Raw genomic sequence first — 14,346 nt, forward strand, 5'->3', positions numbered from 1 at the left:
GGGGGTCTCCGCGACGGGTGCCTCCTCCGCGGGGGTCTCCGCGACGGGCTCGCCCAGGTAGGCGGCGATGACCCGCTCGTCGCTCTGGACGGTCTGGCTGTCGCCCTCGATCAGCTTCTGGCCCTGCACGAGCACGGCGACCCGGTCGCAGAGGTTGAAGATGAACCGCATGTCGTGCTCGATGACGAGGACGGCGATGCCCATGTCGCGGATGGCGAAGATGAGTTCCTCCGCCGCCCGCGTCTCCTGCGGGTTCATGCCCGCGGTGGGCTCGTCGAGCAGGATCAGACCGGGGTCGCTCGCGAGGGCGCGGGCGATCTCCAGCTTGCGCTGCTCACCGTAGGGCAGGTTCTTGGCGAGGTGCTGCGCCTTGTCCTGGAGGCCGATGAACTCCAGGAGTTCCATCGCCCGCGCGGTGGCCTCGGCCTCGGCCTTCTTGAAGCCGGGCAGGCGGAGCAGCGCGGACCAGAGGCCCTGCTTCATCCGGGTGTGGCGTCCGACGAGGACGTTCTCCAGCACCGTCATGTTGTGGAAGAGACGGATGTTCTGGAAGGTCCGGGCGATGCCCGCGTCGGTGACCTTGTACGACGTGGGCGGCAGGACCGTGCCCTTGTAGCGGACTTCGCCCTCGGTGGGGACGTAGAGACCGGTGAGGCAGTTGAAGAAGGTGGTCTTGCCGGCGCCGTTGGGGCCGATGAGGCCGACGATCTCGCCGCTGTTGACGGTGAGGTTCACGTCGCGCACGGCGGTGAGGCCGCCGAAGCGCATGGTGACCCCGCGCGCGTCGAGCACTGCCTCGCCGGCGGTCGGCGCCGTGGTGGCGTCCGCGGTCTTGGTGGTGGTCGTCATGTTCAGGCACCTGCCTTGGCGAGCGTGGCGGGCGTCTCGTCCTTCTCGTGGAACTCCAGCTGGTTGCGCCGGTTGGCGATCATGCCTTCCGGGCGGAAGCGCATGAGGAGGATCAGCGCGACGCCGAAGGCGAAGAGCTGGTACTCGCCCATGAACTGGAGCTTGTTGGGGATGAGGAAGAGCAGCGAGGCGCCGACCAGCGGGCCGCTCATCGTGCCCATGCCGCCGAGGACGACGGCCGCGAGCAGGAAGGCGGAGTTGGGCGGGATGGGACCGGCGAAGAGGTACTGCTCCGGCGTCACGGTGTAGGTGACGTGGGCCTGCACGGTGCCGGCGAGGCCGGCGAGCGAGGCACCGAGGGCGAAGGCGATGAGCTTGACCCGGAAGCCGTTGATGCCCATGGCGAGCGCGGCGGTCTCGTCCTCGCGGATCGCGACCCAGGCGCGGCCGATGCGGGAGTCGCCGCTGCGCCGGAAGACCAGCACGACGACCGCCATGATCAGCAGCATCAGGAAGAAGTAGTTCGCGAAGCGGCCGATGGTGAAGCCGGCGATCGAGTGCTCGGCGCCGAAGTCGAACCCGAAGATGTTCAGGTTCGGGATGGACGCGATGCCGTTGGAGCCGTTGGTGATGTCCGGTCCGGAGGTGCCGTCGGTGTTCATGACGGCGATGCGGAAGATCTCACCGAATCCGAGGGTCACGATGGCGAGGTAGTCGCCGCGCAGCCGCAGGGTCGGGGCGCCGATGAGGACACCGAAGACCAGGGAGGCTCCGGCGCCGACCAGGATGGCGGCCCAGAAGGGGAAGTGGACGCCGAACGGGGAGGTCGGGGCGCCCGAGACGAGGGCGGCCGCGTAGGCGCCGACGCCGAGGAAGGCGACGTAGCCGAGGTCGAGGAGACCGGCGAGGCCGACGACGATGTTGAGGCCCAGGGCGACCGTGGCGAAGATCAGGATGTAGACGCCGAGCGTCGCGTACTGGTCGTCGGTCTGGGTGAAGGGGAACAGCGCCGCCGCGGTGAACGCACCCGCGATGGTGAGGTTCTGGTGCTTCTTGGTGAGCTGCGTGGCCTGCTGTGTGAGGCCCGACTTGTTGACCGCGGCGAAGCCGAGGCCGGCCGTGATCAGGAAGCCGACGAACAGTTCGTCGTACTCGGTGCCGACGCCGTAGGTGAAGACTCCGAGCGCCACCGCGAGGATGCCGGTGATGATCAGGATCTCGACGGAGGAGTGCAGCGGGGGCAGCTTGCGGGTGGTGCCGGTGGAGGCGAACGCGCCCTTGAAGACCGTCCAGGCGTTGCCGGCGCGGTGCTTGAACTGGTCCCAGCCGGTGTCCTCGGGGTCCACCGGGTGGACCGCGGGCCGCTCGAAGGGGAGGGCGAGTGCGCCGAGGAGGGTGATCAGGCTGGAGAACGCGACGATCGCGCCGCCGGGCTCGAGGTTGACCGGGCCGCCGAGGGTGATGCTGATGGCGGCGACGGTGTACCAGGTGGTGCCGAAGGTGGCGAGGGCGGCGAACTTGATCGCGCCGTCGGCGCCGGCCGGGGTCAGCCAGCGGGTGCCCTTGACCCCGTACGAGGAGAGGGCGAAGACCGCGGTGAGCAGGCCGAGCACGAGGACCTGGAGCTGGAGGCCGGCCGGGGAGCCGTAGTACGTGAGGTCGCCCGGGAAGGACGGCGTCCACGTCCAGGAGAGGAAGCAGGCCGCGACGGTGAGGACGGAGCCGCCCAGGGCGAGGGCGCGGCCGGTCTTGGCCGGCACGAAGCCGAGGAGACCGGTCGCCTCCTCCCGCTGGGAGAGCGGTGCCGCCTGGGGGTTCTCGGAGATGGTGGTCATGGTGCTCACGCCCTGTCCGCGACGCGCTCGCCCAGGAGGCCTTGTGGCCGGGCGAGGAGTACGACGATGAGGAGTACGAAGGCCCAGACGTCGGCCCAGGACTGGCCGCCGAGCTGCTCCATACCGGGGATGTGGCTGATGTAGGCCGTCGCGAGGGTCTCGGCGATGCCGAGGACGACGCCGCCGATCATGGCGCCGTAGATGTTGCCGATGCCGCCGAGGACGGCGGCGGTGAACGCCTTCAGTCCGAGGAGGAAGCCCATCTTGTAGTCGACGACGCCGTACTTGAGGCCGTAGGCGACGGCGCCGACGGCGGCCATCGCGGCGCCGAGGGCGAACGCGATCACGATGATGCGGTCCGTGTTGACGCCCATGAGCTTGGCGGTGTCCGGGTCCTGCGCGGTGGCCTGCATGCCGCGGCCGACGCGGGTGCGCATCACGAAGAAGGCGAGGACGGCCATGCAGATCGGGGCGGCGATCAGGAGGAAGACGTCGCCGGTCTGGATGGTGACCGGGCCGAGCTCGATCGGACCACCGGGGATCTGCGGGAAGGTCCGGGCGGACTTCGCCTCGGGGTACCACACCCACACCGCGTACTGCAGGGCGAGGGAGAGGCCGATGGCTGTGATGAGCGGGGCGAGGCGGGGGCCGCCACGGAGCGGACGGTAGGCGAACCGTTCCGCCCCGACGGCTATGGTGGTCGCGACGACCACGGCACCGATGATCATGACGGGCAGCGCGACCCACATGCTGGTGCCGCCGGGCAGGATGAGCCAGACCGTGAGCGCCCCGAAGCCGCCGGTCATGAAGATCTCGCCATGGGCGAAGTTGATGAGCTGGACGATGCCGTAGACCATCGTGTAGCCGACGGCGACGAGCCCGTACATGGATCCCAGTAGCAGGCCGTTGACCAGCTGCTGCGGCAGTTCGTTCACCGCATTGTCCTCCGAGACTTTCGACGGATGTGACACCGCGCGGGGAGCCAGGTGCGGCCCCCCGCGCGGTGAAGGTGGTGCAAGGTGGTGCTGGTGACGCTGGTGGTGAGGTTGATCAGCCGCCGAACGTGCCGGACTTGACGGGCTTGAACGCGCCGCCCTCGACCTTGTAGACGGTCAGCTGCTTGTTGGTGGTGTCACCGAACTCGTCGAAGGAGACCTTGCCGGTCACGCCCTCGAAGGAGACGCCCTGCATGGCCTCGACGACCTTGGCGCGCTCGGGGACCTTGCCGCCGTTGCCCTCGGTGGCCTTCTTGACGGCCTCGATGATCGCCCAGGTGGAGTCGTAGGCGTAACCGCCGTAGGCCTCGTAGGCCTCCTTGTAGCCCTTGGCCTTGTAGTTGGTCAGGAACTCCTTGGCGGAGGCCAGCTCCTCGATCGGGGAGCCGACGGAGGTGGCGATGTCGCCGTTGGTCGCGGCCGCGCCGCCGAGCTTGACGTACTCGGGGCTGTAGATCGCGTCGCCGCCGACGACGGTGACCTTGGCGCCGGCCTCCTTGATCTGCTTGGCCAGCGGGCCGGCGGCCGGGTACTCGCCACCGTAGTAGACGACGTCGGCGCCGGAGCTCTTCACCTTGGTCGCGACCGCGGAGAAGTCCTTGGTGTCGGGGTTGATGTGCTCGGTGCCGAGGACCTTGCCGCCGAGCTTCTCGAACTCGCCCTTGAAGGTGCCCGCGAGGCCGGCGCCGTAGGTCTTCTTGTCGTCGATGATGAAGGCCTTGGTCTTCTTGGCCTCGGTGTAGACGTACTGCGCGGCGAACGGGCCCTGGATGGCGTCCGTGGTCGCGGTGCGGAAGTACGACGCGTAGGTGCGCTTCTTCTCGCCGGTGCTCCAGTTGATGCCCTGGCTCAGCGCCGGGTTGGTGTTGGCCGGGGAGACCTGCACCAGCTTCGCGTCGTCGAAGACCTTCTGCATCGACTCGGCGACGGAGGAGTTCAGCGGGCCGACGACGCCGAGGACGCTCTTGTCGGCGACGAACTTGGTGGCGTTCTGCTGGCCGGCGGAGGGCTGCGCCTGGTCGTCCAGGGACTCCAGCTTGAAGGTCACGCCCTTGACGTAGGACTTCTCGTTGGCCGTCTTGACCGCGAGGTCGGCGGAGTTCTTGATGCCGAGGCCGAGGGCGGACAGCTCGCCGGTGAGGGGCGCGTCGAGACCGATGGTCACGGTGACGTTGCCGCCGTCGCCGCCCTTCTCGGCCCCCTTGTCGTCGCGCGAACCACAGGCGGTGAGGGTGAGTGCTCCCGCGGTGACCGCGGTGGTGAGTATGAGCATCGAACGGTTTCGCACGAAGGGTCCTTTCCCTGGCGCGGCCCCCTCGGATGAGGCGGTGCCGTGAAGCTGCGGAGCGAGGGGTGCCGTTTTGGAACGCCGGGCCGTACTGGGGTTGGTACAGGGCCGTGCAGTAGGACGCGCCCGGCGGCGCGGTGACTGGCGGTGACTCTAAGCGCAGGTGGGGAGGGTCGGGGAGCGCCGAGGACAGGATGTGACTGTCTTGTTATGCCGACGGGGAAAGAGTGTGCGCGCCGGGTGGGAAAACCGGGGCATAGAGGGCTGTAATGCGGTGTTCACATAGTGAGAACGCGCAGTTCCGCTAAGGGGCTTGAGCGATTCTTGGTACTGACGGTCCGCTCAGCGGACTCTCCGGATATCGGACAGCGGCAGAAACCTGAGCGGACGAACCGGCCCCTCCGGTTCGCCCGTCGCGCCCGCTTGTGCATGTGACACAGCGTGACGGAATCCGGGGCGAGAGCGGGGTGGCGCGGGCCCGGGAACGCCGAAGGGGCGGCACCCACAGGTGCCGCCCCTCGGTCGTGCGTGGCTGGTCAGACCCCGTATGTCACCGCTCAGGCGCGCGAGGTGTCCGGAATGCTGGACGCGTCCTTCGCCGTGACCTCACGCAGCAGACAGGTCAGCCGCGCCGTGCACACCCGCTTGTCCTGCTCGTCGGTGATCACGACCTCGTACGTGGCCGTCGACCGCCCGCGGTGCACGGGGGTCGCCACACCGGTCACCAGGCCGCTGCGCACGCCCCGGTGATGGGTGCAGTTCAGATCGACGCCCACCGCGATCTTCGACACCCCGCCGTGCAGCATCGAGCCGATGGAGCCGAGGGTCTCGGCGAGGACCGCGGACGCGCCGCCGTGCAGCAGACCGTACGGCTGGGTGTTGCCCTCCACCGGCATGGTGCCGACGACGCGCTCGGCGGAGGCCTCCAGGATCTGGACGCCCATCCGGTTGCCCAGGTGCCCGGCCGAGAAGAGCGCCGGCAGGTCGACACCCAGCGCCGCGTACTCGTCGAGGACCTCCTGCGGGAACTTCACGTGCTGCTGCTCACCCATGCCCGGCTCCGTTCGTTTCGTACGTCTTCGTACGGCTGGTCTTCCTGAGCTGCCTGAGCAAACGCTTAGGCGGAGCCGGATTCTTCCAGACGGACGACCACGGACTTGCTCGCGGGGGTGTTGCTGACGTCCGCCGTCGACTCCAGCGGCACGAGCACGTTCGTCTCCGGGTAGTAGGCCGCCGCACAGCCCCGGGACGTCGGGTAGTGCACCACCCGGAAGCCGGGCGCCCGCCGCTCGGTGCCGTCCGTCCACTCGCTCACCAGATCCGCGTACGCCCCGTCGGCGAAGCCCAGCTCCGCCGCGTCCTCGGGATGCACCAGGACGACCCGGCGGCCCCCCTGGATACCCCGGTAGCGGTCGTCCAGGCCGTACACCGTGGTGTTGTACTGATCGTGCGAGCGGAGCGTCTGCAGGAGCAGCCGCCCCTCCGGCACCCTCGGGTACTCCACGGGCGCCGCCGTGAAGTTGGCCTTGCCCGTCTTCGTCGGGAAGCGGCGCTCGTCGCGCGGCCCGTGCGGCAGACGGAAACCGCCCGAATCGGCCGCGAGGCGCGCGTTGAAGTCCTCGAACCCGGGCACCACGCGCGCGATGCGGTCGCGGATCGCCGCGTAGTCGGCCTCGAACTCCTCCCAGGGCGTGGCCGATCCCGCGCCGAGGACGGCACGGGCCAGCCGCGCCACGATCGCCGGCTCGGACAGCAGGTGCGGGCTCGCGGGTGGCAGGTTGCCCCGCGAGGCGTGCACCTGGCTCATCGAGTCCTCGACGGTCACGAACTGCCTGCCGCCCGCCTGCACGTCCTTGTCGGTACGACCCAGCGTGGGCAGGATCAACGCGCGCGTGCCCGTCACCGCGTGCGAGCGGTTCAGCTTCGTCGAGACGTGGACGGTCAGCCGGGCCCGGCGCATCGCCGCCTCCGTCACCTCCGTGTCGGGCGTCGCCCCCACGAAGTTCCCGCCCATCGCGAAGAACACCTTCGCCTCGCCGTCACGCAGCGCCTGGATCGACCGGACCACGTCGAAACCGTGGTGACGCGGCGAGACGATCCCGAACTCCTTGTCCAGGGCGTCCAGGAAGGCGGGCGCCGGACGCTCGAAGATCCCCATCGTGCGGTCGCCCTGCACGTTCGAATGGCCGCGCACCGGGCACACACCGGCACCGGGCCGCCCTATGGCGCCCCGCAGCAGCAGGAGGTTGACCACCTCGCGGATCGTCGGCACCGCGTGCTTGTGCTGGGTGAGACCCATCGCCCAGCACACCACGGTCCGCTCCGAGGCGAGCACCATCTCCAGCGCCCGCTCGATCTCCGCGCGCCGCAGCCCGGTCGCGGCCAGCGTCTCGTCCCAGTCGGCCGCCGCGGCCGCCGCCGCGAACTCCTCGTACCCATGGGTGTGCTCGCGTACGAACTCCTCGTCGACCGCCCCCGGGGTCTCCACGACCAGCCGGTTCAGGAGCCGGAAGAGAGCCTGGTCGCCGCCGATCCGGATCTGGAGGAACAGGTCGGTGAGCGCGGCGCCCTTCAGCATGCCCTGCGGGGTCTGCGGATTCTTGAACCGCTCCAGACCCGCCTCGGGCAGCGGGTTCACCGAGATGATCCGCGCACCGCCCGCCTTCGCCTTCTCCAGCGCCGACAGCATCCGCGGATGGTTCGTCCCCGGGTTCTGCCCGGCCACGATGATCAGGTCCGCCCGGTGCAGGTCCTCCAGGGAGACACTGCCCTTGCCGATGCCGATCGTCTCCGTCAGCGCCGACCCCGAGGACTCGTGGCACATGTTGGAGCAGTCCGGCAGGTTGTTCGTACCGAACTCGCGGGCGAACAGCTGGAGCAGGAACGCCGCCTCGTTGCTGGTCCGCCCCGAGGTGTAGAAGAGCGCCTCGTCCGGCGAGCCCAGGGCCCGCAGCTCCTCCGCCAGGATCGCGAAGGCCCGCTCCCAGGTCACCGGCTCGTACCGGTCGCCGCCCTCCGGCAGCAGCATCGGCTCGGTGATCCGGCCCTGCTGCCCCAGCCAGTACCCGCTGCGCTCCGCCAGATCCGCCAGCGGGTGCGCGGCGAAGAACTCCGGGGTGACCCGGCGCAGCGTCGCCTCCTCGGCGACCGCCTTCGCGCCGTTCTCGCAGAACTCGGCCACGTGCCGCTTGTCCTCTTCGGGCCAGGCACAGCCCGGACAGTCGAAACCGTCCTTCTGATTGACCTTGAGCAGGGTCTGCGCGGTGCGCCGCAGCCCCATCTGCTCGCGGGCCATCCGCAGGGTGTGCCCGACGGCGGGCAGCCCGGCGGCGGCGTGCTGCGGGGGCGTGACCTGCGGTGCGTCCTGGACCGGGTCGCCGACCGGCGGCTTGCTGACCATCGCGCTCTCCCTTGAGCGGTAATCCTGCGGCGTACGCCTCCGATCCTGTCACGCGGCGCCGACACCCCGGCACCCCGCCGGTGCGCCGCCGAACGGTGGGCGGGAATGTCAGTGGTCCGTGGCAGGATCGTCGTGTGGCAGAGACAGCATCGAAGAACCCCGCAGACATCCGCCCCCGCCTGCTCCTCATGGACGGGCACTCGCTCGCGTACCGGGCGTTCTTCGCGCTGCCCGCGGAGAACTTCACCACCGCGACCGGGCAGCCGACGAACGCGATCTACGGGTTCGCCTCGATGCTGGCGAACACGCTGCGCGACGAGGCGCCCACGCACTTCGCGGTCGCCTTCGACGTGTCCCGCAAGACCTGGCGGTCCGAGGAGTTCCCCGAGTACAAGGCGAACCGCTCCAAGACCCCCGACGAGTTCAAGGGCCAGGTCGAGCTGATCGGCGAGCTCCTCGACGCGATGCACGTGCCGCGCTTCGCCGTCGACGGCTTCGAGGCCGACGACGTCATCGCCACCCTCACCACCCAGGCCGAGGCCGAGGGCTTCGACGTCCGGATCTTCACCGGCGACCGGGACTCCTTCCAGCTGGTCTCCGACCGCACCACCGTGATCTACCCGACCAAGGGCGTCTCCGAGGTCACCCACTTCACCCCCGAGAAGGTCCAGGAGAAGTACGGACTGACCCCCTCCCAGTACCCCGACTTCGCCGCCCTCCGCGGCGACCCGTCGGACAACCTGCCCGGCATCCCCGGCGTCGGCGAGAAGACCGCCGCCAAGTGGATCAACCAGTTCGGCTCCTTCGACGAGCTCGTCGCCCGGGCCGAGGAGGTCAAGGGCAAGGCCGGACAGAACTTCCGCGACCACCTGGAGTCCGTCAAGCTCAACCGCCGGCTGACCGCCATGGTCACCGACGTCGAGCTGCCGAAGGGCGTCGCGGACCTCGCCCGCGAGCCCTACGACCGGGGGGCCGTCGCCCTCGTCCTCGACACCCTGGAGATCCGCAACCCCTCGCTGCGCGAGCGGCTCCTCGCCGTCGACCCCGGCGCCGCCGAGGACACCGCCCCCGCCCCGGCCGCGGGCGTCGAGATCGACGGCACCGTCCTCGGCGCGGGAGAGCTCGCCCCCTGGCTCGCCGAGCACGGCACCGAACCCCTCGGCATCGCGACCGTCGACACCTGGGCCCTCGGCACGGGGAACGTGGGCGAGATCGCCCTCGCGGCCGCCGACGGCGCCGCCGCCTGGTTCGACCCGAGCGCCCTCGACGAGGCCGACGAGCAGGCCTGGGCCGCCTGGATCGCCGACCCCGACCGGCCGAAGGCCATGCACAACGCCAAGGGCGCCATGCGGGTCTTCCCCGAGCACGGCTGGAGCGTCGCGGGCGTCACCATGGACACCGCCCTCGCCGCCTACCTCGTGAAGCCCGGCCGGCGCTCCTTCGCCCTCGACGCGCTGTCCGTCGAGTACCTGCACCGCGAGCTCGCCCCCGCGGCCGCCGCCGACGGCCAGCTCGCCTTCGGCGCCGACGACACCGCCGAGGCCGAGGCCCTCATGGCCCAGGCGCGAGCCGTCCTGGACCTCGCGAGCGCCTTCGAGGAGAAGCTCGGCGAGGTCGGCGCCCGCGACCTCCTCCACGAGGTCGAGCTCCCCACCTCCGCCCTCCTCGCCCGCCTGGAGCGGCAGGGCATCGCCGCCGACCGCGAGCACCTGGAGGCCATGGAGCAGCAGTTCGCCGGCGCCGTGCAGCAGGCCGTGAAGGAGGCCCACGCCTCGGTCGGCCACGAGTTCAACCTCGGCTCGCCCAAGCAGCTCCAGGAGGTCTTCTTCGGCGAGCTGAACCTGCCGAAGACCAAGAAGACCAAGACCGGATACACGACGGACGCCGACGCCCTCGCCTGGCTGGCCGGCCAGACCGAGCACGAGCTGCCGGTCATCATGCTCCGCCACCGCGAGCAGGCCCGGCTCCGCTCCACCGTCGAGGGCCTGATCAAGACGATCGCCGCCGACGGACGCATCCACACCACCTTCAGCCAGACGGTGGCCGCCACCGGACGCCTCTCCTCCACCGACCCCAACCTGCAGAACGTGCCGGTGAGGACGGACGAGGGACGCGCCATCCGGCACGGCTTCGTCGTCGGCGAGGGCTTCGAAGCCCTCATGACCGCCGACTACAGCCAGATCGAACTGCGCGTGATGGCCCACCTCTCCGAGGACGCCGGCCTCATCGAGGCCTTCACCTCCGGCGAGGACCTCCACACCACGGTCGCCTCCCAGGTCTTCGGCGTCGAGCGGACCGCCGTCGACGCCGAGATGCGCCGCAAGATCAAGGCCATGTCCTACGGCCTGGCCTACGGCCTCTCCGCCTTCGGCCTCTCGCAGCAGCTGAACATCGACCCGGGCGAGGCCCGCGGCCTGATGGACACCTACTTCGAGCGCTTCGGCGGGGTACGGGACTACCTGCGCCGGGTCGTCGACGAGGCCCGCGCCACGGGCTACACCGAGACCATGCTCGGCCGCCGGCGCTACCTGCCCGACCTCAACAGCGACAACCGCCAGCGCCGCGAGGCCGCCGAGCGGATGGCGCTCAACGCCCCGATCCAGGGCACGGCCGCCGACATCGTCAAGGTCGCCATGCTCGGCGTCGACCGGGCGCTGACCGAGTCGGGCCTCAACTCCCGGATGCTCCTCCAGGTCCACGACGAAATCGTGCTCGAACTCGCCCCCGGCGAGCGCGAGCAGGTCGAGGCCCTGGTCCGCGAGCAGATGTCGGCCGCCGCCGAACTCCGCGCCCCGCTGGACGTCTCGGTGGGCGTCGGCCACGACTGGGACTCGGCCGCGCACTGACCCGGGCGGCCCACCTGACGGCCTCCCGGCAACCCGCCTGACGGCCCCCCGGCGTTCACCGACCGCGGGGGCCGCTTGGTCCTGCCGTAGGGCCGGGGATCAGTGCGATGCCCGGCGGGAGCGGTCGGTCGCGGACACCGGCCCGTTCCCGTTCCCGTCCTCCTGCCCCTCTCCCTCTTGTCCCTCTGCCTCGCCCCGCGTCGCCGTGGGGCGGGCGGCGGGAGCGGGCGGCTCCGGTGCGAACGTTGGTCCCAGGAGCCGTATGGCCGCCCCGTACAGCACGAGGCCGACGAAGAGCCCCGCGCCGGCCCCGAAGCAGGCCGTCGGAATCACGTCCAGGGGCGTCTCGATCCGGTCCCAGCCCCAGTAGGCGGCCCAGCGCAGCACCCGATGGGCCATCCCGGCGAGGACACACCCCCCGATCAGGGCGCCCGCGAGCAGCCGGCCACGCCGGCCCGGGACCCGCACCCCGGCCGGACCGTCCCCGCCCGGGGCCGCGCGGAGTGCCCGCGCGGTGAACCACACCAGGAGCCCGAGCGCCAGCGCCGAACCCCCGTACTGCGCGTAGAGGTAGACGGGGAAACCCGCCACGACATCGCCGAGGACCGGGATCGCCCGGGTGCCCCAGCGGTCGAGGTGGGTGAAGGAGTCCCACACGACATGGGTCGTCGAACCGACGACCGCGGAGAGGACGAACCACCCGGCGAGCACGGCCGGATGCCGGCCGCGCCAGGCCGCGCCCCGGACGAACCCGTACACGCGCCCGCGCCACCGCGCGGGCAGCAACACGACGAGCGGCTCGCGGACGGTCAGCCAGAGGGCCACCAGCACGGCGGTGATCAGGACGTCGGCGGTGACGATCCCGACGGGGGAGTGGGTCACGTCCCCGAAGACCATCGCGTCGGGGAAGGCCGTCGCCGCGAAGTAGGTCATGTCGGGCGCGAAGGAGCCCGCGACGAGCGCGGACGCGACCAGGGGGCCGCGTGCCGTCCCGTTCCGCCGCAGTCCGGGCAGCACGGCAGCGGCATGGCTCAGCGTGAACGGCAACGGGTGTTCCCCCAGGCTCCGGTGGTCCCGGCCGGCGTACCTCACCGGCCGCAGTGCAAGAGGCGTCCGACCCTCCGCCCGGTTCCCGCCCCGGCCGCCCCGCGGCCCGGCCGGAAGGCCGCCGGGCAGGCGCGAGGTGTCGAAACGGTGAAACACGGTCAGGGCCCGGTGTTCGGTGGGCCGGAGTTGGCATAGGGTCGCCAGAGGTCTCGCGCGGGGAGCGCGGGACCTCAGTCGAGGGGGAAGGGACCACGGACATGTCAGCGCACTTGAGCCGCAGGCTGCGCAAGGGAGCCACCAGCGGTGCGGTGGTGGCCGCGGCGGTCGCCGCACTCGCCGCCTCACAGGCGCCGGAGATGATCCCGCCACCCACCGACAACGCGGGCGGAGACCGGGCCATCGGCGCCGGGGACACGGCATCGCCGGCCGGCGACGGCTCCGCCACCGGCAACTCGCCGTACTACACGGAGCTGCCGCCGCTGAACACCCCGAACAAGCCCGGGGTGCCCGGGGTGCCCACCACCAACGTGCCGGTCATCACCGGCCCCGCCCAGGCCGGCATACCCGCGTCCGTACTCGCCGCCTACCAGCGCGCCGAGCAGTCGATCCGCTCGACCAACCCCGGCTGCAACCTGCCCTGGCAGCTGCTCGCGGGCATCGGCAAGGTCGAGTCCGGACAGGCGCGCGGCGGCCGGGTGAACGCCGACGGCACCACCCTCTCCCCGATCCTCGGCCCCGTCCTCAACGGCGTCGGGTTCGCCAACATCTCCGACACCGACGGCGGCGCCTACGACGGCGACAGCACCCACGACCGCGCCGTCGGCCCGATGCAGTTCATCCCGTCCACCTGGGCCACCTGGGGCCAGGACGCGAACAGCGACGGGAAGAAGGACCCGAACAACATCTACGACGCCGCGCAGGCCGCCGGTCTCTACCTCTGCGACAACGACCGCAACCTCGCGCTCAAGGCGGACCTCGACCGCGCGATCCTCAGCTACAACCGCTCGACGGAGTACCTGAACACGGTCACGTCGTGGTTCGAGTACTACAGCCGCGGCACCCACCAGGTCCCGGACGGTACGGGAGTGCTGCCGGTCGACCGCAGCGACGGCCGCAACCGGAACAACCTCCCCGGCGTCACCGTGCCGTTCACGCCGGCGCCGACGACCCCCGCTCCGAGCCCGTCCGGGACGGGCAAGCCGAAGCCCGACCCGACGAAGCCGGGGCAGCCCGACCCCACCAAGCCGCCGACCAAGCCGACGACACCGGCGAAGCCCCCGGTCACGCCGCCGAAGAAGCCGACGGTTCCGCCCGTCGTACCGCCGGCCGTGAAGGTCGCGCGCCTCGCGGCCGTCGCCACCGGGCCCCTCACCGCTCCCACCGAGAGCACCTTCGCCAAGGGCCCGACGGTCGCGGCGCTCGACGCCACCGGCGCGCCTATCACGGGCGTGGTCGTCCGCTTCGAGATCACCGGCACCACCGACGCCCGCTTCTCCGGCGGCGGCACGACCGCGAACGTCACCACGGGCTCGGCCGGCCTCGCCGCCGCCCCCACCCTGCGGGCCGGCGAGAAGACCGGATCGTTCACGGTCAAGGCCACCGTCGTGGGCCGCGGCATCGACGCGGCCCGGTTCACCGCGACCGTCACCGAGCGGCAGGCCGACGCCCTCACCCGCGTCGGCGGCGACCCGCTGACGGCCACCACCGGCACCACGTTCGCCCAGTCCGTGCAGCTGAAGGCCACCCTGAAGGGCGCGCTCGCCCCCGGCGTCCGCGTCACCGCGGTGATCGCCGACGCCGAGGGCGCCAAGGCGAGCACCGACGGCCCGACCTTCAAGGACGGCACCCGCACGCTCACCCTCAAGGCCGACGCGAACGGCCTGGTCTCGCTGCCGGACATCCTCGCGGGCGACAAGGCCGGCGCGTACGCGCTCCTCCTCACCGCGCCCGGCGACGCCACGACGACGATCAAGCTGACGGTCGAGGCGCCCACCGCGAGCCCGAGCCCGAGCCCGACTCCGACCACGGAGCCGACCCCCTCGGGCACCAGCTCACCCGAGGCCTCCGCCTCCCCCTCGGCCTGACC

9 protein-coding genes are annotated in these 14,346 nt (G+C 71.1%); 2 read left to right on the forward strand and 7 right to left on the reverse strand.

Translation table 11 applies throughout. The annotated features are described in order from the left end of the window. The 6 genes from EAO70_RS22130 to EAO70_RS22155 all read right to left on the reverse strand — a co-directional run. Positions 1–849: ABC transporter ATP-binding protein (locus EAO70_RS22130; protein ID WP_148005295.1), on the reverse strand; the 849-nt coding region annotated here is incomplete at its 3' end. 2 nt (positions 850–851) lie between these two features. Continuing rightward, a complete protein-coding gene (locus EAO70_RS22135; RefSeq protein ID WP_148005296.1) occupies positions 852–2,684 on the reverse strand; it encodes a branched-chain amino acid ABC transporter permease in 1,833 nt (610 codons plus the stop codon). Positions 2,685–2,689: 5 nt separating this feature from the next. Then, entirely contained in the window at positions 2,690–3,619 is a 930-nt protein-coding gene (locus EAO70_RS22140) for a branched-chain amino acid ABC transporter permease (RefSeq protein ID WP_148004563.1), read from the reverse strand. Between the two features lie 115 nt (positions 3,620–3,734). Then, the gene (locus tag EAO70_RS22145) at positions 3,735–4,952 is read right to left on the reverse strand and encodes a branched-chain amino acid ABC transporter substrate-binding protein (protein WP_402116107.1); all 1,218 of its coding nucleotides are present in this window, start codon (positions 4,950–4,952) and stop codon (positions 3,735–3,737) included. 572 nt (positions 4,953–5,524) lie between these two features. Next, positions 5,525–6,019, reverse strand: coding sequence for a PaaI family thioesterase (locus EAO70_RS22150; RefSeq protein WP_148004565.1), 495 nt, complete (start codon positions 6,017–6,019; stop codon positions 5,525–5,527). A 65-nt stretch (positions 6,020–6,084) separates the two neighbouring features. Then, on the reverse strand, positions 6,085–8,367 hold the full coding sequence (locus EAO70_RS22155; RefSeq protein ID WP_148004566.1) for an FdhF/YdeP family oxidoreductase: 2,283 nt from the start codon (positions 8,365–8,367) through the stop codon (positions 6,085–6,087). A gap of 134 nt (positions 8,368–8,501) precedes the next feature. On the opposite strand from EAO70_RS22155, the gene polA reads away from it, so the two are divergent. Beyond that, the gene (gene polA / locus EAO70_RS22160; RefSeq protein ID WP_148004567.1) at positions 8,502–11,213 is read left to right on the forward strand and encodes a DNA polymerase I; all 2,712 of its coding nucleotides are present in this window, start codon (positions 8,502–8,504) and stop codon (positions 11,211–11,213) included. 99 nt (positions 11,214–11,312) lie between these two features. On the opposite strand, the gene EAO70_RS22165 is transcribed toward polA, so the two are convergent. After that, positions 11,313–12,260, reverse strand: coding sequence for a DUF4184 family protein (locus tag EAO70_RS22165; protein WP_148004568.1), 948 nt, complete (start codon positions 12,258–12,260; stop codon positions 11,313–11,315). 257 nt (positions 12,261–12,517) lie between these two features. Here EAO70_RS22165 and EAO70_RS22170 point away from each other — a divergent pair, with 257 nt between their 5' ends. Then, positions 12,518–14,344, forward strand: a complete 1,827-nt coding sequence (locus EAO70_RS22170; RefSeq protein ID WP_148004569.1) for a lytic transglycosylase domain-containing protein — start codon at positions 12,518–12,520, stop codon at positions 14,342–14,344. The last annotated feature ends 2 nt before the right edge of the window (positions 14,345–14,346 follow it).

It is taken from the genome of Streptomyces sp. adm13(2018), assembly GCF_008042145.1.
Classification (GTDB): domain Bacteria; phylum Actinomycetota; class Actinomycetes; order Streptomycetales; family Streptomycetaceae; genus Streptomyces.